The organism is Bradyrhizobium sp. 153, assembly GCF_023073835.1.
Taxonomy (GTDB): domain Bacteria; phylum Pseudomonadota; class Alphaproteobacteria; order Rhizobiales; family Xanthobacteraceae; genus Bradyrhizobium.
In genome coordinates this window covers 47807-70764 of record NZ_JADPKH010000073.1, presented here as the reverse complement: position 1 = coordinate 70764, position 22958 = coordinate 47807, and the positions used below count along the sequence as shown (strand labels likewise).

Genomic DNA, 22958 nt, shown 5'->3' with positions numbered 1-22958 from the left:
TCGCGGATGCGGGTGGATTCGCGCTGGCGCGGATTTGTTAGGGTGTTGCTTCGTGATCAGGGAAGCGCCCGGCGATGCCCGACTGGACAGCTCAGAGTGAAGCCGCATTTGACGCTTATGTCGATGCTTTGATCGGGGTGATCGGCCAAGCCGAACGAGCTGAGCCCCTGAAGGGGTCGGAACAAGGTGGGCCGGGAGACCGGCAAGGAGTAGATGGTGCAAGTCCATTGCAATGAAGGAGTAGCGATCCACATTGACGCCCGGTCATGCGCGGTCGGTCGTGAGGAGACCGGTAACTTCTCTGGGGTCAAACACGGGTTGTTAGGCTCGAGCAGTCCATCAGCATCGTTTTGAGACAAAGCGATGGCGGTGGAATGGACGCTTACGATCGAGGGCCGGAACGAATTTGGTGAAACATGCCGGAAGGAGGTCCGCATAGACAAGAGCTGGGAGAGCCTATTCGACGGCGACATCGGCTTGTCGATCGGCGATAGCAAGAAGATCATGGCAGCGCTGCAGAACGCGGTCGTGAATCATGAGGCGGAGACGTATGCCCTTCTTCGCCGGGTTTGCCCGGAGTGCCATACGTTCCGACCGCGTCAAGGACTACACGACACGCCCGATCCGAACCGTCTGCGGCACCGTTGAGGTTCGCAATCCCCGGATGCTGTGCCGGGAATGCCGTCCAGGGATGGTCGGTGCTTTCCGCCGCCGAAGGAAATTTGTCCCGATCGAGCGACACCGGAGCTGATGGAACTGACGGCGCGGCTAGGAAGCATGCTGCCCTACCGGCAGGCGCCGAAGGTGCCAGACTCAATTGAGCCAATATGCGACGAGAGCGGCGAGATGAACAGTGGCCAAGAAATTCCCGGCCAGCTTGTCGTATCGGGTGGCGATGCGGCGGAAGTCTTTGAGCCTGCAAAAACAGCGCTCGATGACTTTCGGCCTTTGTAGGCGCGTTTGTTGAAGCGATGGATGACAACGCGGTTGGATTTGTTAGGGATGACGGGCTTGGCGCCGCGACGAACAATTTCGCCCCGAAGGTCGACGCCGTCATACCCTTTGTCAGCGAGGAGCGCGCTCGTGGGCCGCCCGAGCGCCAGAACATCGGGCGCCGCCGCGATATCGGCATTCTGGCCTCGGGTCAGATGCCGGACGACCGGCCGGCAGAGCGGATCGCTCAGCGCATGGATTTTTGTCGTGCGGCCTCCGCGCGCGCGGCCGATTGCTTGATTGTGCTCCCCCCTTTTCCGCCGGAGGCACACCGGTGAGCTTTAATCGAGGTCGCGTCGAGCGACAGCACGACGCCGTCTTCGCCGGGCTTGGCCAGCGCTTCGAAGATTGCGCACCATCGCCCGCGGTTGGCCCCGCGGTTGAAGCGATTGTAGACGGTCGTGTAAGGGCCGTATTCACGCGGGCAGTCGCCCCATCGCGCACCCGACTGCAGCGTGTGAATGATCCCGGGTCGTCGTCCCGATCCGGCCCCGTCAGTCCCGTCGGCAGATGAGGCTCGATACGTCCCCATTGCCGATCATTCAGCCAAAACAAACCCGCGCGCATTCTCTCGCCCCCGAATCAAAAACTCGCAGGAGAGGGAATCACCTGGCGCTATTTAGGTACAGGTCCTGGGACAGCTTCGGTTGCGGCATTCTGCATAGCTTCGCTTCGTTCTCACAACATTGAGGACGGCGGCCAAGTCTGCTCAGCTATCGCTTGGCTTGGCTCGATCGACCGGCACCCCGCCGTCGCATTTTGAGGCTCTGCGGAACTGCATGTACGAGGCAAACCGCTCGACGCTGGCTCGCTGGGTTCTCTCGAGCGATGCAACCTGCGCGTTACCCAATCCCCGGGTCGGTTTCCATCGTCCATGGGCGCAGCTCGTCGACAACTGTCGGCTGGCGAGCATCGACGCGCGACATCTCTGCGCCACGCAGGCTGGCAAAGGCCTGGCGCACAGGCGCGAAAGCCGATCCATACATCGTCGATCCGCCCTCTGAAATGTGACCGCGATCATGAACCGATGAGCACTGGAATGTCCGGATCCCCATGGATGCAGTCAGCCGGACCGTCGCGGCCAGCCGCTCCTCGGTGCAATTGACGACAGTGCTCTTGACCAACACACGCTTAGCAGAGTGGCGGTGTGTTCTCTCCCGAAAGGTAGGCCGATAAGTCCATCACCAGGGTTTGTCAGAGCCAGTCCCGGCGAAGCGGGTGCAGTGACTCTCTCTGCGGCATACTCGTCGAGCTGGTGAGAGAGAGGGTCTGAGGCGATGCCTCAGACGGGGCGGTTTTCGCTTCTGTTCTTCACCGGCTCCATTTTGGCCAGGCCGTCCTCGTATGAAATTTCCGTGTATGATCCACCGATGTCCTTGGCCGCGTCGAGCAAGTAGTCGAGCCTACCGGCCGTACCGAGCTTCTTGATGTCATTCTTGTCGACGCCGGCGAGGTCCATCATCTCCTTCCATACAGTTGATTCGTCGCAAGGCAGAATGCGGAAGGTGATGTCGCCTATCTTAGTGCGGTACTTCGCGAGCAGATCAATGTTGTTGCAGAACATGAAATAGCTGCCTTTGGGGCTCAGCCTGCCATCCAGAACCTTTGCGGCCTGAGGTAGATAGGCGAAGGAATGCAGATATCCGGCAAGGACTGGGATGGTCGGTTCGCCTTCCTGCGCGATTGCAAGAACTTGTTCGATGGAATAGTCCGGCGGTCGTTTTTCGTCGGCGAGCTGGGCTTGGAACTTCAGCGCGATGTCGCCCCGAAATCCAAATCGCCCCGACTTCGTTGTCTCGGTCTTAAGCACCGCATTCAGCAACCGCCCCTCCTTGTCCAACTGGCCAAGAGCGGTGTTGTCGATCGACGTCATGGAAGGCTCCTCATCAATCTGTCGTGTACATTCATCGCCGAACGCGGCGTGTCCGCTAACCCTATGCAAGTTGTTTGCCGTGCGCCTATGTCTGCAGCGATGCACAGCGTAAGCGGCGGCTTGGCGCAATGTGCATGAATACGTGCCGGCACCATCACGAGGTCTCGGCCGGATGAGGTCGGGACGCCGGAAAACCGCCTGTCGCAAAGCCGACAGGTCGCAAATCGTATGGTCGCCGCCTGCAAAACCAATTGATTTCAGCTGCATCTCGACTGGCATGGGATTTGCGAATTGTGCCTCGCGACAGAAACTGAGAGCGAGCCAGCAATGATCAACCTAACGGATAGCGCCATCAACGCACTGAAGGCCGCAATCTCCTCGACAGCCCAGCCGGCAAGCGGTTTGCGGGTCATGGTCGAAGGCGGCGGTTGCCAAGGGTTCACATACAAAATGGGTCTTGCTCATGAGCCGGTCTCCGATGAGCCCGTGTTCGAGCAAGACGGGATCAAAGTCTTCGTCGACAAGGCGAGCCGGGCGCATCTCAACGGCACCACGATCGATTTCGTGGTGTCGCTCGAAGGATCAGGGTTCCGCTTCGATAACCCAAATGCCAAATCGAGCTGCTCCTGCGGCAAATCGTTCAGCTGAGCCGCCTTCGGACCATTCGCAATGGAAGGAGCATCGAACATGGGCCTGAAGGCTGAACGAACGAAGCAATCTTCGACTGCAGAGCCTTCCGATCGCCAGCGGATTGTCCGCGCCGTGCTCGATGAGAGTCGGCCAAGGCTCAGGCGTGATCGTGGGGATTGTGAGCTCGTCGAAATCGAAGGCAACAAGATCATGGTCAGGCTCACCGGCGCCTGCATGTTATGCAAGCTTGCGGGAACGACGCTCGCGGCCATTCAAGCGCGCCTGATCGTGCGGCTCGGCGAGTTCGTCCGCCTGATCCCGCTCCCCGGAGCTGCCAAAGTGGGGCCTTAAGTGCAGAGCGGACAGTCCGTGCGGCCGATCTACCTGGATAACAACGCGACGACCCGTGCCCATCCTTTGGTGGTCGCGGCAATGCTGCCGTTCTTCTCTGGGCAATTCGGCAACGCGTCGTCCGCGCATGTATTCGGCATTGAGGTTGCGCCCGCATTGAAGCAAGCGCGCCAGAAGCTGCAGGCCCTCGTTGGCGCGGCATTCGATCACGAGATCGTCTTCACGTCGGGCGCGACTGAATCCGACAACACAGCGATCCTGTCCGCGCTCGCCGTGCAGGAGGGGCGCGACGAGATCGTCACAACGGCCGTTGAGCATCCAGCCGTGCTGTCCCTTGCCGAGGAGCTGGGCCGACGAGGAATCAAGACCCATGTCATTCCGGTCGATGCAAGCGGCCGATTGAACATCGAGGCTTATCGCAACGCATTGTCGAGGCGCACGTCAATCGCCTCGGTCATGTGGGCCAATAATGAGACCGGTACGATCTTTCCGGTGAAATCCCTCGCCAGGATGGCGCGCTCAGTCGGCGCGCTCTTTCACACCGACGCGGTCCAGGCGGTCGGGCGGATTCCGATTGACCTGAAGACTACGGACATCGACATGCTGTCGCTCTCCGGCCATAAGCTCCATGGTCCGAAGGGGATCGGCGCGCTGTATGTGCGCAAGCACATCAAGTTCCGACCGCTAATCTTCGGCGGCGCACAGGAGCGGCATCGCCGAGCTGGCACCCAAAACGTTCCGGGCATTATTGGGCTCGGCAAGGCGGCGGAACTCGCTGCGGCACACCTCGTACAAGAGCAGATGCAGATAGGCGTCCTTCGCGACCGGCTGGAGCAAGGCATTCTCGCTCTCGGCTGTTGCATCGTGCTTGGTCATATCAAGAACCGCTTGCCAAATACGTCTAACATTGCATTCGAGCATCTCGAAGCAGAGGCCATCGTCGACCACCTGAACCGCAACGGAATTGCCGTCTCACTCGGTTCAGCCTGCGCGTCCGGCTCGATGGAGCCGTCCCATGTCCTGCGCGCGATGAGAGTACCACCGGCCTTTTTGCGCGGTGCGGTTCGCTTCTCGCTGTCGCGCGAGACGGCGGCGGATGAGATCGATCGTGTCCTGCAAGTCCTGGCGGACATCAATGCCAAACAGAGAGCCTTGTGGCGTGCGTGTCAGGAGCACGCGGGCGAGAGATCACAACTTGCGGAGCTCCTATGAAGGTCATGATTTGCCGTTCGCCCGAGACGGGGCTTTCGATTTATGTGCCCAAGAAGGATCTTGAGGAGTCGATTGTCGAATGTGAGCACGAGACGCTGTGGGGTGGTTGGATTCGAATCGCGAATGGCTGGGTGCTCGACCTACCCGCGATGGCGAGTGACACCATCCTTCCAATCACTATCAACGCCAAGAAGCGCGGCGGCGAGGCAACCGAATGATGAATGCTGCGACTCCACAGAACCTCGCCAAACCGGCGGATGCGGAAGCTATTCTTGGCGAAGCGGTTTGGCCCCTGCGAGGAAGGCCACATCATTCTCTGGCTTTGGGTTGGCGTGACCGAAGGTTCCAGCCGAGCGTGCCGATGACTCCGGAAGCGCTCGAAGCATTCTTGGGAACCAAGAAGGCGCCGACGCGCGGTGCCACACGCAATATCTCGGCCTAGGCCAGCACTGAGGCGTTGGGCCAACGAGATGGCGTTGGTGGGAAGGCCCTCGCGAGGGCCCATTGTGCTGACATCGCCAGCCCGGTCGTTGCATTCCGCACATCTTAACAGCGTCAGGCCAATTGCTGCAACTCCGCAAGATTCATTTTCGAGAGGATTGAATCTCGGGCCAGCTCGTAGCTTGCAAATCTTGATGCAACGTTCGCGATGCAAATCCTTGAATCAGTCGAACTACGCGTCAAGACTAAGGTTGTAAATGAAGCATGGTCAGACAAGGAGCGTCGATGGCGCGCGAACTGGAAGGCCAACGCCCTCCGCTCCTGACGATGATCCCTATCTATGGTTGGAACAGATCGAAGGCGCGCGGGCGCTGAACTTCGTCGAGCGGCAGAATAGCAGAACCCTGGAGGTGTTTGGCGGACCCGCAGCCGAACGAGACGGAGATGCGCTGACAGCGATTTACGACCGACCTGACAATATCCCCTATGTCAGCCGGCGCGGCGGGTATCTCTATAATCTGTGGAGGGACGCCACTAATCCACGCGGCCTCTGGCGGCGAACCACTCTGAAAGAGTATCGCACGCTGAAGCCGTCATGGGACATTCTGCTCGACCTCGATCAACTTGCCGTCAGCGAAGGCAAAGACTGGCTTCTGAATGCCACGGCCGCACCGCCTGGAAATCACTCGCGATGGATCTTGAGTCTATCGCGCGGCGGAAGCGATGCCGTCACTTTGCGTGAATTCGATTCAGACACGAAGCTCTTCATCCACGATGGCTTTATCTTGCCGGAAGCCAAAGGCAGCGGCGTATGGCTCGATTCCGATACGCTGGTGTTGTTAAGCTCCCATGGCGATGGCATGGCCGCGACCACCGGCTATGCGCGCACGGTGAGGCTGTGGCGGCGTGGTACGCATGTTGACAAAGCGGCAGTGATCTTTGAGGCCAAGGCCGCTCATGTGTCCGTCGGTTGCAGTGTTGACGACACTGTCGTGCCGCCCAGGATCTGGTTCCTCGATGCGACAGACGTCTCCAATTGCGTGGTCTGGCTGGGCGATGAAACGGGCGCCAAGACGAGGCTCGACTTGCCAAGTAACATCTGGATGCGGTCGCATCGCAACTGGCTTGCCCTGAAGCCGCGCGAATCCTGGTCTGTGGCAGGGCAGACCTATGCCGCGGATACGGTGCTCGTCATCCCGCTGCCGGCATTCCTGGCGGGCAGCCGCCAGTTCGAGATTCTCTTCGAGCCGGGGCCGCGCCGTGCGCTGCAGAGCTTCTTTTGGAGTGCGGGCAAAGTTGTGCTTTGTATTCTCGACGAACTCCGGCCAGTCTTCGAGATCTGCACGCCATCCGATCATGGCTGGATCCGCGAGCAATTGGGCGGGCTTCCTGATCTTGGCGTGGTCGACATCTGGTCTCTCGATCGCAATCCGTCCGAGAGCAATGGCGACTTGCTGGCTCACGTCGAGGATCCGCTCACCCCGCCGTCCCTCATCCTGATGGAGCGGGGCGTTGGCAGTCCCGCCGTGCTGAAGCAGGCGCCGAAGACGTTTGCCGCGGAGCACTGCGTGGTCACGCGGCACGAGGCCATCTCGATCGACGGTGAGCGAATTCCCTACCTACAGACCGGCCCGGTCAGACAGACCGGCAACGCGCCGGTCCATCTGAGCGGATATGGCGGGTTTGGGATCTCCGTGAAACCGTATTACAATTCCGCGCTCGGTAAGCTTTGGCTTCACTGCGGCGGCACCACGGTTCAGGCAAATTTGCGCGGCGGCGGTGAGTTCGGCACGCGCTGGCACGACGCCGGCCGGCTGGCCGGCAAGAGATTGTCGCATGACGATTTCGCAGCCGTCGCCGCCGATCTCGTTAAGCGCGGCGTGACACAGGCCAAGCGGATCGGGGCCGAGAGTGGATCGAACGGCGGCATCCTCATTACCAACATGCTCACGCGATATCCCGGGCTCTTTGGCGCACTGTTCTGCACCGTCCCGCTGATCGACATGCGCCGCTACACCAAACTGCTCGCCGGGGCGAACTGGCTCGCCGAATATGGCGATCCCGACAACGCTGAGGAGTGGGAGTGGCTGAAGACCTATTCTGCCTATCATGCCGCAAGACCCGGGCAGTCCTATCCACCGATCCTGATGGCCACCAGGCGGCGGGACGATCGCGTCCATCCCGGACATGCGCGCAAAATGGCAGCGAAGCTGCAGGCGATGGGCTATGAGGCTTATTTCTACGAGCATGCCGCCGGCGGCCACGGCTATGGCAAGGGCAACAGGGAGCACGCCAGCTTGTTGGTGCTGGGCCTGCGTTTCCTGAAGAGCAGGATCGGCTGGCTGGATACCGAGACGTCAGCGACGTAGTGTAGTTGTTGGACGGCAGTTCGTGCGATGTCGACCGAGGCGGCTGCAGCCTTACGAATCTGATCGGCGTCCAAACCCGCACGACCTTTTCGAGATGCCAACCAACGTTTGGACGCACGGTCCAATTCATGGCCGTCGGCACCCTGGCCACTCGGCGTTTCTCTTCACCCCGACAATGCCTTCCGGAGTGTCAGGGCAGGGGCCCGCGTGATCTTCACGACATAGGGGGCTGCTTCTTGTCTGCATCTACGTAGGATCGCCGGTTCAAGTTGTCCTTCAAAGCGTCCGGAAACGTCTTTTGCGGATTGTGCTTTGCATACGCGTCACATTTCGGCGACAAGATCAACTTTCAACGACACCAGCCGCCATGCTCTTGGCCCAAGGGCATAGATGAAGCAGCGTACCCGCCGTCATCATAGCGCGGCCAGCGCTCTTGTGATCGCAATTTCTGTCAGCTTTCCAACATGAGTTGATAAAACGGACATTCGAGCAGGCGTTATCTAACTGCTTGAAGCGAACCAAAAAATTCGTTTGTGGGCAGGTATGGCACGCCAGTTGCTCTTGGCTTTTCAGAAACGATTCTGGGGATGCTTGCCTGGAAGGAATTCGACTTGCGAAGAGAATTGGAAAAATGAGTGCTTCAGCGCAACACCAGGTATCCTGCGGCGGCGGCGAGATCAGCGAGACCATGCAAGTCATGGCTAAGCACAAGAGCTGCGGTAGGGTCGGTGGAAGCGGCAAGGCGAGCTGCGGATCTCAGGCCGGCATCGGCAATGTGCCAAATGAGGTCTGGGAAAAGGTGAAGAACCATCCCTGCTACAGCGAGGAGGCGCACCACCATTATGCCCGCATGCATGTCGCGGTCGCGCCCGCCTGCAATATTCAGTGCAATTACTGCAATCGTAAATACGATTGCGCCAACGAATCGCGCCCCGGCATTGTCAGCGAGAAGTTGACGCCGGAGCAGGCCGCCAAGAAGGTGCTGGCGGTCGCTTCCGCGATCCCTCAGATGAGCGTGGTCGGCGTTGCTGGCCCTGGCGACCCCCTGGCGAATCCGGACAAGACATTCAAGACGTTCGAGCTCGTCAATAAACTCGCGCCAGATCTCAAGCTGTGCCTCTCGACGAACGGCCTGGCGCTAGCTGATCATGTCGACACGATCGCAAGACTCAAGGTCGATCACGTGACGATCACGATCAACATGATCGATCCCGATATTGGCGCAAAGATCTATCCCTGGATCTTTTACCGCCACAAGCGCTACACAGGCATTGAAGCTGCAAGCATCCTCAGCAATCGGCAGCTCCAGGGCCTGGAGATGCTCACCGCGCGCGGCATCCTTTGCAAAGTCAACTCGGTGATGATTCCCGGGATTAACGATCAGCATCTGGTTGAGGTTAACAAGGCCGTGAAGTCGCGCGGCGCCTTCCTGCATAACGTGATGCCGCTGATATCGTCGCCCGAGCACGGCACCGTGTTCGGTCTCAGCGGGCAACGCGGCCCGACCGCACAGGAAGTGACAGCATTGCAGGATAGCTGCGAAAGAGAGATGAACATGATGCGTCACTGTCGCCAGTGCCGCGCCGACGCCGTCGGACTACTCGGGGAGGACCGCGGCGCGGAGTTCACCATGGAAAAGATCATGGCCATGGACATCAAATATGATGAGCAGGCCCGAAAGGAGTATCAGGCCAAAGTCGAGAAGGCGCGCATTGCAAAGCTTGCGGCCAAGCAGGAGCAGGTTGCGGGGCTCGCCAGCGCGTCCAGCGAAATCAAGGTGCTGGTGGCGGTTGCAACCAAGGGCTCGGGATTGATCAACCAGCACTTCGGTCATGCCAAGGAGTTCCAGATCTACGAGCTCTCGACTTCAGGCGCAAAATTCGTTGGTCATCGTCCTATTCATCCCTATTGCCAGGGCGGCCATGGCGAGGACAGCAAGCTCGAAATCGCCATCGGCGCCATCAACGATTGTCATGCCGTGTTCGTGTCAAAGATCGGCGGCTGCCCGAAGGCCGAATTGATCAAGGCCGGAATCGAACCGGTCGATCAGTATGCCTACGAGTTCATTGATGGCTCGGCGATCGCCTGGTTCAAACTCTATCTCGATAAAGTCAATGAGGGGAAGATCAAGCACATTGAGCGGGTCGATCCGGCGGCCCGCCGCAATGCGCTGATTTCCGCCGCCTGAGAGGATGGGTTCAGACAATGCCGTTCAAGATCATCGCCTCGCAATGCACGGGCTGTTCGGCGTGCGAAACGCAGTGCCCGAACTTTGCTATTTCCGAGCGAGCCGGCGTTTTCCTGATCGATCCTGAGAAATGCACCGAGTGCGCCGCCTACTTTGATGAGCCGCAATGCGTGGCGGTTTGCCCGGTTGACAATACATGCGTGCTCGACACGGCACTGCCGCGTCACCAGGAGCCTGCTTGAGGGCTACGATGGATGTCACTACGACACTAAAGGTTCAGAAACTCGGGCGGATGATGCTCCGCCTTGACGAGGCGCCGGTCGCAGCTTTCGCCTTCTCTGACCAGGTGGACGGCTCGCCCTGGTCGCAAACGTTTTCGCAAGTTGCCAAGTCATATTCTGGCGACGCGCACGTCGGCGGGAGCGCTTCGAGCTATTCCTGTCGGCCCGAAGGCCGGCGTCTTGAGCGTGGAGGATCGATTTCGCCGATGGGCCCACGAAGGGCGGACGCGTCTTCCGCGACATCAATCCAGGCACCTGCAGCCATTGTTGATGAGGCGACATTCATGCCCGAGGCCTTCTTCAGTTGGTCATCCGAAAGAGGACGTCCTCGCCGAGTCCTGTCTTGGTCGCACGGTGTCGAGCCGGCCGAGCATCATCCCAGGGCGACAGGGCTATCCTATCACCTCGATGAAAGTGCAGAAAGTACACCTGCGCCACGCCAAGGCGTTCGCACCCGATCACGTGATGCGGAAACGAATTTCCTGCCACCGGTGCGGTGGGCGCCACCAAGCCGGAATTCGCCTGCTATGAGAGCACCTCGTGTGGGTCTTCCTGTTCTCGCTCGACGCATATTGCCGACTTGCAGATGCGTCTCGGGCAACTCGGGAAGGACGGCAGCTGTCGGGAGACTGCTGGGGCTTTGCCCCGCGGACAAGGCTGGCGCCAAGGTGTTGTTGGGCACGCTCGAGCGTATGGGCGGGACCGTGAGTGATGACGTCCACAATGCCATCGGTTGCCGGGGTAATCAGGTCGACTCTGTCGGCTGTGCGCATCCCGCGCTGAAGCACGCGCCTCGCCGCCGGCTCAAGCACGCCTCCCTCGATGGCAGACGCGCGTGCCGCGTCGATGGCTTCTTCAACATCAACCATGGGCTCACGATAGTCTCGAGCATCTGGAGTTTAGGTTGCGGGCGTTGATGTTGCTGCACCGGGATCCCGACAGGCTCATGCAATCCGTGATCGCAAGCGCCGCCGTGCGGGAATGGAGGGGGTTGATCGAGCATCATGATAGGTGGTCCGTAAGGCCGGGCGCCTGCAAGGCGCGGTACAGTTGAACTATGGAACAGGGACGGCAGCATGAGCAACATCGCCCGTGACAGTGACATCGTCGAGCTGACGGACGCCCCCTTCTTTGATTATGGTGACAACGTGCGGGCCAACCGCACCATCCGTAACGACGGCACCTATGTGGGCAAGGACATCGGTGAGGTTCTGGTCAAGAAAGGCGAGCTCGGCTATGTGATCTCGATCGGCACGTTCCTGCAACAATTTTATATCTATGGAGTCGAATTCCTCGGCTCCGGCAATCGCGTCGGCATGAAATGCAAGGAGCTCGATCTAGTCACGCCAAGCCACGAAGGCGAGGAGCCGTTCTTGCCAGGAGCGGCACCCCGATGATCGAACCAAGATCGCCAAAATACCGGCCAGGCCAACGTGTCAAGGCGGCAATCGATCTGCTCAACGACGGTTCCTTTCCCGGCGCGTCGGCGGAAGAGTGTCTGGTCAGCGTCGGGTACATTGGTGAGATCGTCCAGGTCGGTCGCCATACCGAAGCGAACCTACCTATTTATATGGTCGACTTCGGCAAGCACTTGGTGGTTGGCTGCCTCGAGGCAGAAATCTCTGCAGTCTAGGATATCGCGCAATGAACGCCGCAATCATCAGACGACATCATTCCGGATTGCCTGCGCATCCCAACGAGCTCGACCGGTGGCGGATCGTGCGCGCGCTGTTGAAGCGCGAGCACTACCGATATGTCTCGCCAAAGGTGACAGCGGTTGCTGGCGGCTATCTGGTCGAGAGCCCGTGCTGCTCAGGCAATATCAATTCGGAGGGCGGCCTCGTCGACGTCGCGCTGCTGCACCACGATAGGACTGGGGCGGCATGGCAGCTGCTCCGCAAAGATCACCGCAAGGGCGTCTGGGAGTGGCATTCGACCCATCAACGGCTTGGCTTGGCGACAGCGGTTCTGAACGCCGACCCTGAACGTTTGTTCTGGCAATAAGGATTGTGGAGATGGTGCTCGAAGGCGACTTGACAGAGATCGAGCAGACGCTCGCCGCTATTGATACAGCCTCTGAGCCCTGCCTGACGCTCCGGCAGAAAGTTCCACATCTTGCTTTCTTGCGAGGCGTCCGACATGACGCAGAGTCCGTTCCGCCGGCTTGGAAAGTTCGACCTGCATCTGCTCAACAGTGGAGATCGCTGTGTACAGATCACGAATGATCCACACCGCGCCGCCGGCATTGTGCTTGCCAAGCGCTCTGGCAAGTCATGATCAAGCAATCGCCTTCCGGTGCCAAGCTCACACAGGACGGCTAGGCCCGCGGGTTGCTTGCCATGCCGTAGTGCCCGGCCCGGGAAATATCACGATCAGGTCGCTCGCTCGTTCATCGGGTCCATGTGACGGGGGCAGGCGATGGTCTCGCAGAAGTGTTCGCTGAGGGCGGAATTGCCTGGGTATCTCAACGTGGCTTATTAATCCAAGGATACTGCGGTAGATCAAATGGGGATGAGCGAACCGTGCTCGATCAGCTGACGAGGAGTAACGGTCAGGCATTGCAAGATTTGGCTTTGTGAGTACTCGCCCTTAAGTCCGCAGGACTTGAGAAAATAGGAGAAGACGTTTGCTCTTCGCGCGGTAACGCCGTGCACTCGCCGTGAAGGCCCGTTGATGCGCGCGCAAAGTGAGGCAGTGCGACTGTCCCGGCCGATCCGCGCTACTCCATCAATAGTATTGGCGCCTGGAAATATCATACTACGAAATTGGTGAGTGAAGTCGGAGCATTCAAGCAAGAAGCGCTTTTCGAGTTGTTTTTCGAAGACGCATCGAGCGTCCCTTCTCTATGGCTTGCTTCCATGTTGAAGGGGCTGACGTGCACGTCGAAAATCGGGTTTGTCACGCGGATAAAGATCCAGAGGACAGAGGACAAATTCGCGTGTAGTTCCAGTTCTTATCTCGAAGAGAAAAATCCGCTTGAATAGTTGTCGATGACCATTGATATGGTAATGGGAAGCAGTTGCGTCTTCGCCAAAACAAGACGCTGCAGGCAAATGTGCAAAGCGAAATCGGAGAACACGTGGCAAAAAGCACCAAGCGCAAAGAGTATAGTAAGGATGACGTCAAGCTGCTCAAAGCGCACTCAAAGGCCCGCACCCCTGTAGCTAGGGTTTCAAAGCTTATGAAGCGATCCGAGGGCTCTCTAAGACAGAAAGCACGTACCTTGGGGATTGGCTTGGGTCACCAGCGCTGAGATACGCGTGAATGTTCGGAAATTGACCGGCGTGATGATCGAGACGGCCAGGCGGCTTACGACCCTCGGGCCACCTGATCTTTTCAGGTCCCTGCGCCCGAGGGGCAGCTCGCGCGATGAACGAGCTGACCGGTTTGCTGAGCGGCTTACATTTACTGAGCTGGGAAAATACGGTCCGCGAGCGTGCCGGCGGATCATCATCTCGCCCGGTAGACGTCATTCGGCGCTGAGCCATCTCCCTCTGCCTCGATACTTCTCGAGGCGCGGCGACTGGAACCTAGTTGCCCCCAACAGGGAGCTTGGCACCATTTTTCCGAGTCCGGGGGGCCGACATCGTCGGCCTACAGCATTAGCGGCCGGCGGCTGACGCAGATCGCTCTGATGATGCTGCCGGCCGGCAAGCCGCAGAAAGAAGGGAATAGCCGCGATCCGGCCTACGGCGACAACATAGGTAGTCCGGCAGGAGATGTGCAGACAGCAGGCGCAGAAGCGTACAAGCATTTTGTATGTTCATGCGGAGCCGCGCCGGCATCCTCTTGTATGCGGGATTTGTTGTGAGGTGAGCAAAGCAGTTGTGAACATTGTTCATCGTTATCATCGAGACCGTCGATTTCGCCGCCGCGAGTGCCGCGCGCGGACAGCGCGGCGGCCGCGGCAGACTCCATGTCGGCAATGAGAATTGAATTGCGGGCCGCACTCGCTAGCAGCAGGCCGCATTTGCGGTAAGATCGTCTCATCTCGTATCCCACAAACGATTGAATCTGACGTCCTTCGAATGCGGGAGCTGCTCCTTGCTGCACTTTCGATATGTTGCCTCAGGCAATTTTAAGCGTGTCGCCGCCGATTTCGCGGTTGCAAGGGCAGAGCTCATCAGTCTGTATCGCATCCAGAACGCGTAACGTGTCAGTCGGGCTGCGGCCGACATTGAGGCTTGTCGCATAGACATGCTGGATCGTGTTCTCAGGATCGACGATGAAGGTGTAGCGATGCGCGATGCCATCACGCGATCGCACTCCAAGGCCATCGACCAGTGCGCCCTTGGTGTCGGCAAACTGCCAGATCGATAGACGGTGCAGATCCTTGTGCTCACGCCGCCAGGCGAGCTTGCAGAACTCGTTATCGGTCGAGCCACCAAGCACGACTGCATCGCGATCGGCGAAATGCTTGGACAGGCGAGCAAACTCAGCGATTTCGGTTGGGCAGACGAATGTGAAATCCTTCGGGTAAAAAAAGATGACTTTCCATTTTCCGGGGAAACTCCTCTCAGTCAGCGTCTCGAAGGCGCTCTGCCCGTTCTCCTCTTGCAGGTGAAAGCCGGGCTTCACGCCTGTGATGTCGAACGGCGGCAACTTACTTCCAATTCCAGGCATATTGTCCTCACAACATCGCGTTACACGGAAACAGCGTTCCGCGACTGGCAAAGCAAGCGATATGCCACCCATCTGCCGGCAAGTACCCATCATGCCGGTCGTGGAACATTCGCCTTTGATGCTGGCGTGTCCTCGAACCCCATCTGCACCGGATGGTCCTCAATTGACTTGGCCCGGCATTCCCCGTTCCGCGCTCTTTCGCCCGGCACTCGTAGTGGAATCCACGCGCCGGCTTTGTCGGGTTTGTCTCAGAGCTCTTGCCGCTGTCGGGTCCGCCACAGCATCCAGTCTCGGACGCTGCGCTATTAGTCGAGCCTAGTCAGATGCTTAACGCGCGTGCGAACGAATGGCACGCCAGTTGCTAACTGGATGCAGCAACAACGAGTGAGGGCTGAGGGCACGCCGACGCCGATGGCGAGCGATGGCCTCCTTCCCGAAACCCGTGTGCCCACGTTTCTGAGAGAGAGAAACAGCCTCGCGCGTTCCGCGCGAAAAATTGGCAATCGGTTGATGGAGAGCAACATGTCTTCGCTGAGACAAATCGCGTTTTATGGCAAGGGTGGCATCGGTAAATCGACAACGTCGCAAAATACGCTGGCGGCTCTTGCTGAGCTGGGTCAAAGGATTCTCATCGTTGGCTGTGATCCCAAAGCGGACTCGACTCGCCTCATCCTGCACGCCAAAGCGCAGGACACCATTCTGAGTCTGGCGGCGAATGCCGGCAGCGTTGAGGACCTCGAAATCGAGGACGTCATCAAGCTCGGCTACAAGGACATTCGATGCGTCGAGTCCGGCGGTCCAGAGCCGGGGGTGGGGTGCGCCGGAAGAGGCGTGATCACTTCGATCAACTTTCTGGAGGAGAATGGCGCCTATGAGGACATCGACTATGTCTCTTACGACGTGCTCGGCGACGTTGTCTGCGGTGGCTTCGCGATGCCTATCCGCGAGAACAAGGCACAGGAAATCTACATCGTGATGTCCGGCGAGATGATGGCGATGTATGCCGCCAACAACATCTCCAAGGGTATTCTGAAGTATGCGAATTCCGGCGGCGTGCGCCTCGGCGGCCTGATCTGCAACGAGCGGCAGACGGACAAGGAGCTGGAGCTGGCAGATGCTCTTGCCAAGAAGCTCGGCAGCCGGCTGATCTACTTCGTGCCACGAGACAATGTCGTGCAGCACGCGGAGCTGCGCCGCATGACTGTGCTGGAATACGCGCCAGAGTCCGAGCAGGCGGATCACTATCGCAATCTCGCGACCAAGATCCACAATAATGCAGGACAAGGCGCCATCCCGACGCCAATCAGCATGGACGAGCTCGAGGATATGCTCATGGAGCACGGCATCATCAAGCCTGTCGACGAGAGCCTGGTCGGCAAGACCGCCGCCGAGCTCGCCGCTGTTTCGGCATAGTTGATGTTGTCGGCCTTCTCGACCGGGGAAGGCCGACATCGTCCACTCAGAAGCTGGGGGACCTTCATGATTGGCACACAAAGCAAATTGGCCGATACGATGTCATCTCCTGTATCAGCAGCTCACATCGCCGAGCAGCGCGACGCAAGTGAGCTCTACGGGCTTCTGACCGGGCGCCATCCAACAGAAGTCGACATCAGCGACGAAGACGATTTCGATCGCCATGTGCTCGCTTGCGTTCTCGCCGCATCCGCTATGGATGGCGGCCAACTTCCCGAACGGGCTGGTTTGACTAACCAGGAGCTCGATGCGCTCTTGGTGCAATACTTCCCATCCACCCCAGTCAGGAGTTGTACCTGGCGCGAACAGTCCGCGTTACCGGCTCCTGACGAGACGATTATGGTGCGCGACCTCCTGCTTGCGCAACGTTCCACTCATGGCGAGGTCGGCGGTTGGCTCGCGACGATGATCGCGCGGCGCGCCATGGAGCCTAATCACCTGTGGGAAGATCTCGGTCTGCGGGAGCGGGACGAATTGTCCCGCCTCCTGATGCGCCATTTCGGGCCGCTGGCGGCTCGCAACACCAAGAACATGCGCTGGAAGCGCTTCTTCTATCGCACGCTATGCGAAGATGACGGTCTGGTGATGTGTACCACGCCGGTCTGCACGGAATGCAATGATTTTGATCTTTGCTTCGGCGAGGAGAGCGGGGAGAGCCGGATGGCCGGACGCCGGCGGGATCATCTGCGTCGTCTCGATGACTCAGTCCAAGCCATCCCAAGTTCGCAAGACTGAGCTCATAACGGATGCCCCCTCCAGGCGCGAGTCCGGGTGTATCGGACGAGCTTTCGGCCAGCTGTCACATGACGAGACGGGTTTGAAAAGACACAAACAACTTCGCGCAGGCGGCCCAAGCAGGACGCGGCGGCGCCTGATGATCGCGGCTTGATAACTGGCGGAGGCGACCGTCACATTTACCGCCGAGATGTTCTATGTTGACGCGACGATCGACGCAAAACATCCGCCTCTTGATCGCGCCCCGCTGAACTTGTTTACGAACACCGACTTGTGGTTGGACCGAACCCGATGGCTCAAAAATCTTCTTAAGCGCCGGAATGCACGCGTCTTCCCCGAAGTGCTGTAGCTTGAGGTGAGGCCCGAACCGTTGGCCGGCTAGCAAGCTTCCAAGCTCGGCGCCTGCCTTCAGCTCGGTCGCAAACGCACCGAACCTGGCGCTCCGCCGTTTCCACCCTGTCGGATTTGCGACACACCCGACTAATCTGAAATTCGGCGTCATTCACAGGTTCTTGGGAATTCGAGCGGGTTGGCACAGCAGTTGCTGAACAGCTTCCGGAATAAACATACGGAGCCGCTGATGGCGTTCGCCGCCGCAATCACCGGGCCCGACAAAGACCGGTCGAGGTCCATAGTCCTTAACGACACCACCTTGCGCGACGGCGAACAGACCCCCGGCGTCGCCTTCACGACACCGGAAAAGGTCTCGATCGCGCGTGCGCTGGCCGCGGCCGGAGTCACGCAGATCAAGGCCGGAACGCCGGCGATGGGTCCGGAAGAGATTACCGCGATCCGAGCGGCCGCCGAAGCGGGCCTTGCGGCCACGATCATCGGCTGGTGCCGGATGAAACCCGCGGACGTCGATGCGGCGATCGAGGCCGGTGTTTCGATGGTCAGCCTATCGATTCCATCGTCCGACGTGCAGATTGCGGCGAAACTCGGTGGCGGCCGCTTGGCCGCACTGGAGCGGGTGAAGCGCGTCGTGGCCTATGCTCGCACCAAGGGACTGGATGTTGCGGTGGGTGGCGAAGACTCCTCGCGTGCCGATGTCAACTTCCTGATCGACCTGATCGACCTGATCGCAATCGCCAAGGCGGCCGGCGCGCGGCGCTTTCGTGTCGCAGATACGCTGAGCGTGCTCGATCCCGACGCGTCCTTCGCGCTCGTGGCCGCACTGCGCGCCAGCACCGATCTCGAGCTCGAATTCGACGGCCATGATGATCTTGGGCTGGCGACGGCGAATACGCTGGCGCCGATCAAGGCCGGTGCGACGCACGCCTCTGTGACGGTCATTGGACTGGGCGAGCGAACCGGCAATGCGCCGCTGGAGGAAGCTGCCGTCACAGTTAGGCAGCTCTACGGCCGTGATACCGGAGTGCTGGTATCTGAACTGGAAAAGCTCGCGGCCGCCGTTGCAGCCGCAGCGTGCCGCACCATTGCGCTCAACAAGGCGATTGTCGGCGAGCATGTCGTTACCCATAAACCCGGCATCCACGTGGGCTCTCGAAAAGACCGGCCCACCTACCAAGCGCTGGACCCGGAGTTACTCGGCCGCTCCCACCGCATTGTGATCGGCAAGCATTCAGGCCTTGCCGCTATCACTTCGCTCTTTGTCCGAGTTGCAGGTTTCGGTCACCGCCGAGTAAACCGAAACCATTCTCGCGCGCGTCAGCAAGCATGCCATCGAGCACAAAGGTCCGGTTTCCCAGAAAACGGTGGTGGCGATCTGGCGCGACATTCACGAGAGATCGCTCGTCAACCGAGGGCGATCGGGTGGTCAGCCATGCGCATCGCGCGATCAGGTTGGAACATTCGAGCCAGGACGGTTTCTCGGCGCGGATCTAATGGAGGTTGAAAATGACGACGGACGGGATCCTTTCGCAATTGAACAAGGCCTCGGCGGCAGAGGAGTTTTTTGCACTGCTCGGCGTCGAGTACAATGCGAAAATCATCGACGTGGCGCGGCTTCATATCCTTCGTCGCATGGGTCAATATCTCGCCGGCGAGGAGTTTACCGGTGCATCAGATCCTGACATCGCCTCGCGTTGCAAGGCCACGCTTGAGCGCGCCTATGCCGACTTCGTCACGTCCTCCCCGATCGAACAGCGCGTGTTCAAGGTCCTGAAGGATGCGGCCGCACCACAACCGAACAAGCATCCAGCATTGGTGCAGCTCGGTTCTTTGGAGTGAATTGAGTTTATATCTCGTGCTCTGGAGCGTGAAGGTTCAGAGAACCTGCCAACGACCCAAGTTGCAATTACGGCCTCGCGGATCCGCAGCTTGGACACTCGGCTCCTTAAGGTAATCACGGCTCAGCCCGGATATTTCCGTCGTTTCAAGCTGGTCTCATGGTGCAGCTATCTCCTGCAATGGTACGCCGGCAGCGGGGAGCGCATATTTAGCGAGGAAAGCGCAGCAAGGTTCGGATGACTGTCTTCTGTCGCATTCCGGACACGGGTCAGCACGGTTTCGAATGTTCCGATCCTCGTGAGAGGCTGCCAATCCGATTTCCTTCAGTAAGATTCTGTATTGGCCGTCAATTTTCACCGTCTGCGCAATTGGTACGACAATTGCTGACATATGCTCAGCTAGTCTGGAGAAGCGAATGCACATCTTGGTCCGCATCGAGTTTGTTTTGGACGCCGCGCAGTTTCGCGCGCGCTGCCTGTCGGCATCATGATGCGTCACGACGCCAAAGCGATGGTTGCATATTCCGGCCTGGCTGAGCTGAAAGCTGCGCTTGATCCGCGCCAAAGATTCGTCGACGAAATCACTCCCGCTGGCCGATCTATGGCCGAGACTTCCCGGGGGGACCCCTTGCTCTCCAGCGCCGGCCGCGCGGCGCCGTTGACGGGCGGCTTCACCGCCGGCCCTCGTGCCCTCGCCAAGAGTTGCGGGCGTGTCGCTGCAATCGGCAAGATTGCGAGGGCATTCAGAGTAATGGATCGCGTTTTCACCGGCAAGCTCGCGGCCGACAATGGCACCAGCCGAGCCTCTGGTAGGTCCTCGATCTGTTCCAGCTCGGCTGCATCTCGAAGATGAGGGGGACCAATCGATCGGCTCGCGTGACCGCGCGGTTGCGTGCCTCACTAGTTGCCAAATGGTGGCCCCAGAATGCCGAACCCGGAAAGAGCCCGAAGCGCGTGCTTCCGGGCTCGTCGACAAAAGTCCAGCAATGGGTGTCTCGGCCCCGCGCTGCTGCCAGGCGGTGTTGACAAAATGACGGCGGGCACGCGGCCGAACGTTAACTGAAGCAATCTTCACCCGCGAAGTCAAAGCTGGAGGCGGAGCACGCTTCGCTGGCGAGCCGCTACTGAACACGGATGGGAGTACAGATGATGAGCACCGCACCCAAAAGCGCAGCTCCGGCCGCGGGTGGTGGTCGCGCGGCGACCAAGAGGGAGCTGCCCGAACGATTCAAAGCGTATAAGCACGTCTGGGTCTTCATCGAGCAGGAACGCGGGATAGTACACCCCGTCTCCTGGGAGCTGATGGGTGCCGGCCGACGGCTTGCCGACAAGCTCAACGTTGACCTCGCCGCGGTTGTCATCGGCCCAGTCGGGGAGACGACGCAGCAGGCGGTCGCCGAATCCTTCTGCTACGGCGCCGACCTCGCCTATATCGTCGCGGATGATCTCTTGGCCGATTATCGCAATGAATCCTACACCAAGGCCCTGTCAGAGCTGGTCAATACGTACAAGCCGGAAATCCTACTCCTAGGGGCAACTACACTCGGGCGCGATCTCGCCGGTTCAGTGGCCACCACACTGCTCACCGGCCTAACTGCCGACTGCACCGAGCTCGATGTCGATGCCGACGGCTCGCTTGCAGCGACCCGGCCGACGTTTGGCGGCTCACTATTGTGCACGATCTACACACTGAACTACCGTCCACAGATGGCAACCGTCCGTCCGCGCGTGATGCCGATGCCCGAGCGCATGACCGGCGCGGTCTGGCGCGTCATCTCGCATCCGCTCGGGCTTGTAGAAGAAGATATCGTCACAAAAGTGCTGTCGTTCCTGCCAGACCGCGATTCTAAAAAGTCCAACCTTGCCTATGCCGACGTGGTCGTCGCTGGGGGGCTCGGTCTGGGGTCGCCTGAGAACTTCCAACTGGTACAGCAGCTCGCGGACGTGCTTGGCGCCGAATATGGCTGCTCGCGGCCGCTGGTCCAGAAGGGCTGGGTCACCTCGGACCGACAAATCGGTCAGACCGGGAAAACCATTCGGCCAAAGCTCTATATCGCGGCCGGTATTTCCGGCGCGATCCAGCATCGCGTTGGCGTGGAGGGGGGCGACCTCATCGTTGCCATTAACACCGACAAGAACGCTCCGATCTTCGACTTCGCCCATATCGGCATCGTCACCGACGCCATTCGACTGTTGCCCGCATTGACCTCTGCATTCCGCGCGCAGCTGTCGCCGCACTCGCACGACCGCATCGCTGGATAGGGGAGCTTGTTATGATCGAGGAAAGATTCGACGCGATCGTCGTCGGTGCTGGCATGGGCGGGAATGCGGCAGCGCTGATTATGGCCGAACGGGGCCTAAAAGTGCTGCAGCTGGAGCGCGGCGAGTATTCGGGGTCGAAGAACGTGCAAGGCGCCATCCTCTATGCCGATATGCTGGAGAAGCTGATCCCGAATTTCCGAGAAGATGCACCGCTTGAGCGGCATCTCGTCGAGCAACGCTTCTGGATCGTCGACGAGCGTTCGCACACGGGGATTCACTATCGCTCCGATGATTTCAACGAGGAGAAGCCGAACCGCTACACCATCATCCGCGCCCAGTTCGATAAATGGTTCTCGCAGAAGGTCCGCGAGGCCGGCGCCACGGTGCTGTGCGAGACCACGGTGACCGAGCTCCTCCAGGATTCCCATGGGAGGGTCGTCGGGGTGCGCACAGACCGAGATGGAGGTGAAATCCATGCAGATGTCGTCGTGCTGGCCGAGGGGGTGAACGGAGTGCTGGGGACGGGTGCGGGCTTAAGAGGGCGGCCGAAACCGGACAAGGTCGCACTCGCGGTCAAGGAGATGCATTTCCTATCGCGCGAGACAATCGATGCTCGCTTCAATCTCAAAGGCGACGAGGGGCTCGTCATCGAAGCCGCCGGAACCATCTCCCGCGGCATGACCGGTATGGGCTTCATCTATTCCAACAAGGAATGCATATCGCTCGGTATCGGCTGTCTTGTTGCCGACTTCCAGCGTACCGGCGAGACGCCTTACGGCCTGCTCGAGGGCTTCAAGCGTCACCCGTCCGTCGCGCCGTTGATCGAGGGTTCGGAAGTAAAGGAATATTCCGCGCATTTGATCCCCGAAGGTGGATACAACGCGATCCCGCAGCTTTGTGGTGAGGGCTGGGTCGTTGTCGGAGACGCCGCCCAGCTCAACAACGCCATCCATCGCGAGGGGTCCAATCTGGCGATGACGTCGGGCCGTATCGCCGCGGAAGCGATCTGCCTTATCAAATCGCGAAATGATCCGATGACGGCCAAAAATCTTTCGCTTTACAAAAAGCTGCTGAATGATTCGTTCGTGATCAAGGACCTGAAGAAGTACAAGGATATGCCGGCACTTATGCATACCCACTCGCAGAACTTCTTTCTCACATATCCGCAGCTCTTCTCCAAGGCGATGCAGGATTACGTGCGCGTCGACGGCACACCAAAGCTTGAGAAAGAGAAGCTGATGCTGAGCTCGTTCATCAAGGCGCGGTCGTGGAGTGGACTGTTCAGCGATGCCCTGCGCATTGCCCGGGCCTGGCGGTGATCACAAACCAAAGACAACG

General features: G+C 59.4%; 20 protein-coding genes and 2 pseudogenes. 18 read left to right on the top strand and 4 right to left on the bottom strand.

Annotated features, from left to right (window positions below; all coding sequences use genetic code 11):
* The first annotated feature begins 363 nt into the window (after nt 1-363).
* Nucleotides 364-648, top strand: a complete 285-nt coding sequence (locus IVA91_RS16435; protein ID WP_247334074.1) for a hypothetical protein — start codon at nt 364-366, stop codon at nt 646-648.
* Nucleotides 649-813: 165 nt separating this feature from the next.
* On the opposite strand, the pseudogene IVA91_RS16430 reads toward IVA91_RS16435, so the two are convergent.
* From IVA91_RS16430 to IVA91_RS16420, 3 genes and pseudogenes are all read right to left on the bottom strand, one after another.
* Nucleotides 814-1579, bottom strand: a pseudogene (locus tag IVA91_RS16430) (IS5 family transposase).
* Nucleotides 1580-1835: 256 nt separating this feature from the next.
* Nucleotides 1836-2117 (bottom strand): hypothetical protein, encoded by a 282-nt coding sequence (locus IVA91_RS16425; protein ID WP_247334072.1) that lies wholly within the window; start codon nt 2115-2117, stop codon nt 1836-1838.
* 158 nt (nt 2118-2275) lie between these two features.
* Complete coding sequence (locus IVA91_RS16420; RefSeq protein ID WP_247279047.1) at nt 2276-2866, bottom strand: hypothetical protein; 591 nt, start codon at nt 2864-2866, stop codon at nt 2276-2278.
* 327 nt (nt 2867-3193) lie between these two features.
* Here IVA91_RS16420 and IVA91_RS16415 point away from each other — a divergent pair, with 327 nt between their 5' ends.
* The 11 genes from IVA91_RS16415 to IVA91_RS16365 all read left to right on the top strand — a co-directional run bounded on the left by IVA91_RS16415 (nt 3194) and on the right by IVA91_RS16365 (nt 13591).
* Entirely contained in the window at nt 3194-3514 is a 321-nt protein-coding gene (locus tag IVA91_RS16415; protein WP_247279072.1) for an iron-sulfur cluster assembly accessory protein, read from the top strand.
* A gap of 39 nt (nt 3515-3553) precedes the next feature.
* Entirely contained in the window at nt 3554-3847 is a 294-nt protein-coding gene (locus IVA91_RS16410) for a NifU family protein (protein WP_247279048.1), read from the top strand.
* An 18-nt stretch (nt 3848-3865) separates the two neighbouring features.
* Nucleotides 3866-5059, top strand: coding sequence for a cysteine desulfurase NifS (gene nifS, locus IVA91_RS16405; RefSeq protein ID WP_247458999.1), 1194 nt, complete (start codon nt 3866-3868; stop codon nt 5057-5059).
* Complete coding sequence (gene nifT, locus IVA91_RS16400) at nt 5056-5277, top strand: putative nitrogen fixation protein NifT (RefSeq protein WP_247458998.1); 222 nt, start codon at nt 5056-5058, stop codon at nt 5275-5277. The genes nifS and nifT overlap by 4 nt, the downstream gene beginning before the upstream one ends.
* A gap of 480 nt (nt 5278-5757) precedes the next feature.
* On the top strand, nt 5758-7869 hold the full coding sequence (locus tag IVA91_RS16395; protein WP_247458997.1) for a prolyl oligopeptidase family serine peptidase: 2112 nt from the start codon (nt 5758-5760) through the stop codon (nt 7867-7869).
* A 631-nt stretch (nt 7870-8500) separates the two neighbouring features.
* On the top strand, nt 8501-10057 hold the full coding sequence (nifB, locus tag IVA91_RS16390; RefSeq protein WP_247459021.1) for a nitrogenase cofactor biosynthesis protein NifB: 1557 nt from the start codon (nt 8501-8503) through the stop codon (nt 10055-10057).
* A gap of 17 nt (nt 10058-10074) precedes the next feature.
* On the top strand, nt 10075-10299 hold the full coding sequence (locus IVA91_RS16385; protein ID WP_247297545.1) for a 4Fe-4S binding protein: 225 nt from the start codon (nt 10075-10077) through the stop codon (nt 10297-10299).
* 1115 nt (nt 10300-11414) lie between these two features.
* Nucleotides 11415-11735, top strand: coding sequence for a nitrogen fixation protein NifZ (locus IVA91_RS16380; protein ID WP_247297548.1), 321 nt, complete (start codon nt 11415-11417; stop codon nt 11733-11735).
* Complete coding sequence (locus IVA91_RS16375) at nt 11732-11971, top strand: nitrogen fixation protein NifZ (protein ID WP_247458996.1); 240 nt, start codon at nt 11732-11734, stop codon at nt 11969-11971. The genes IVA91_RS16380 and IVA91_RS16375 overlap by 4 nt, the downstream gene beginning before the upstream one ends.
* A gap of 11 nt (nt 11972-11982) precedes the next feature.
* Complete coding sequence (locus IVA91_RS16370; RefSeq protein WP_247458995.1) at nt 11983-12342, top strand: hypothetical protein; 360 nt, start codon at nt 11983-11985, stop codon at nt 12340-12342.
* A 1051-nt stretch (nt 12343-13393) separates the two neighbouring features.
* Entirely contained in the window at nt 13394-13591 is a 198-nt protein-coding gene (locus IVA91_RS16365; RefSeq protein ID WP_247419259.1) for a hypothetical protein, read from the top strand.
* Nucleotides 13592-14406: 815 nt separating this feature from the next.
* On the opposite strand, the gene IVA91_RS16360 is transcribed toward IVA91_RS16365, so the two are convergent.
* Entirely contained in the window at nt 14407-14961 is a 555-nt protein-coding gene (locus IVA91_RS16360) for a peroxiredoxin (RefSeq protein WP_247279058.1), read from the bottom strand.
* 522 nt (nt 14962-15483) lie between these two features.
* On the opposite strand from IVA91_RS16360, the gene nifH reads away from it, so the two are divergent.
* The 6 genes and pseudogenes from nifH (at nt 15484) to IVA91_RS16330 (ending at nt 22939) form a co-directional block, all read left to right on the top strand.
* Nucleotides 15484-16374, top strand: coding sequence for a nitrogenase iron protein (gene nifH, locus IVA91_RS16355; protein WP_247458994.1), 891 nt, complete (start codon nt 15484-15486; stop codon nt 16372-16374).
* Between the two features lie 66 nt (nt 16375-16440).
* The gene (locus tag IVA91_RS16350) at nt 16441-17169 is read left to right on the top strand and encodes a nitrogen fixation protein NifQ (RefSeq protein ID WP_247458993.1); all 729 of its coding nucleotides are present in this window, start codon (nt 16441-16443) and stop codon (nt 17167-17169) included.
* Between the two features lie 580 nt (nt 17170-17749).
* Nucleotides 17750-18908: pseudogene (locus tag IVA91_RS16345) on the top strand (homocitrate synthase); the annotation flags it as partial.
* Nucleotides 18909-19026: 118 nt separating this feature from the next.
* Nucleotides 19027-19359, top strand: a complete 333-nt coding sequence (gene nifW / locus IVA91_RS16340) for a nitrogenase stabilizing/protective protein NifW (protein WP_247279060.1) — start codon at nt 19027-19029, stop codon at nt 19357-19359.
* A 1148-nt stretch (nt 19360-20507) separates the two neighbouring features.
* On the top strand, nt 20508-21620 hold the full coding sequence (locus IVA91_RS16335) for an electron transfer flavoprotein subunit alpha/FixB family protein (RefSeq protein ID WP_247459020.1): 1113 nt from the start codon (nt 20508-20510) through the stop codon (nt 21618-21620).
* A gap of 11 nt (nt 21621-21631) precedes the next feature.
* Nucleotides 21632-22939 (top strand): FAD-dependent monooxygenase, encoded by a 1308-nt coding sequence (locus IVA91_RS16330; RefSeq protein WP_247458992.1) that lies wholly within the window; start codon nt 21632-21634, stop codon nt 22937-22939.
* Nucleotides 22940-22958: the final 19 nt, after the last annotated feature.

Bases quoted from the DNA above. Each gene is read 5' to 3' on its own strand.
- IVA91_RS16360 (WP_247279058.1), bottom strand. From the start codon at position 14,961: ATGCCTGGAATTGGAAGTAAGTTGCCGCCGTTCGACATCACAGGCGTG.
- nifH (WP_247458994.1), top strand. From the start codon at position 15,484: ATGTCTTCGCTGAGACAAATCGCGTTTTATGGCAAGGGTGGCATCGGT.
- IVA91_RS16435 (WP_247334074.1), top strand. From the start codon at position 364: ATGGCGGTGGAATGGACGCTTACGATCGAGGGCCGGAACGAATTTGGT.
- IVA91_RS16420 (WP_247279047.1), bottom strand. From the start codon at position 2,866: ATGACGTCGATCGACAACACCGCTCTTGGCCAGTTGGACAAGGAGGGG.
- IVA91_RS16410 (WP_247279048.1), top strand. From the start codon at position 3,554: ATGGGCCTGAAGGCTGAACGAACGAAGCAATCTTCGACTGCAGAGCCT.
- IVA91_RS16350 (WP_247458993.1), top strand. From the start codon at position 16,441: ATGATTGGCACACAAAGCAAATTGGCCGATACGATGTCATCTCCTGTA.
- IVA91_RS16335 (WP_247459020.1), top strand. From the start codon at position 20,508: ATGAGCACCGCACCCAAAAGCGCAGCTCCGGCCGCGGGTGGTGGTCGC.
- nifW (WP_247279060.1), top strand. From the start codon at position 19,027: ATGACGACGGACGGGATCCTTTCGCAATTGAACAAGGCCTCGGCGGCA.
- IVA91_RS16370 (WP_247458995.1), top strand. From the start codon at position 11,983: ATGAACGCCGCAATCATCAGACGACATCATTCCGGATTGCCTGCGCAT.
- IVA91_RS16380 (WP_247297548.1), top strand. From the start codon at position 11,415: ATGAGCAACATCGCCCGTGACAGTGACATCGTCGAGCTGACGGACGCC.
- IVA91_RS16385 (WP_247297545.1), top strand. From the start codon at position 10,075: ATGCCGTTCAAGATCATCGCCTCGCAATGCACGGGCTGTTCGGCGTGC.
- IVA91_RS16375 (WP_247458996.1), top strand. From the start codon at position 11,732: ATGATCGAACCAAGATCGCCAAAATACCGGCCAGGCCAACGTGTCAAG.
- nifB (WP_247459021.1), top strand. From the start codon at position 8,501: ATGAGTGCTTCAGCGCAACACCAGGTATCCTGCGGCGGCGGCGAGATC.
- nifT (WP_247458998.1), top strand. From the start codon at position 5,056: ATGAAGGTCATGATTTGCCGTTCGCCCGAGACGGGGCTTTCGATTTAT.
- IVA91_RS16395 (WP_247458997.1), top strand. From the start codon at position 5,758: ATGAAGCATGGTCAGACAAGGAGCGTCGATGGCGCGCGAACTGGAAGG.
- IVA91_RS16330 (WP_247458992.1), top strand. From the start codon at position 21,632: ATGATCGAGGAAAGATTCGACGCGATCGTCGTCGGTGCTGGCATGGGC.
- IVA91_RS16415 (WP_247279072.1), top strand. From the start codon at position 3,194: ATGATCAACCTAACGGATAGCGCCATCAACGCACTGAAGGCCGCAATC.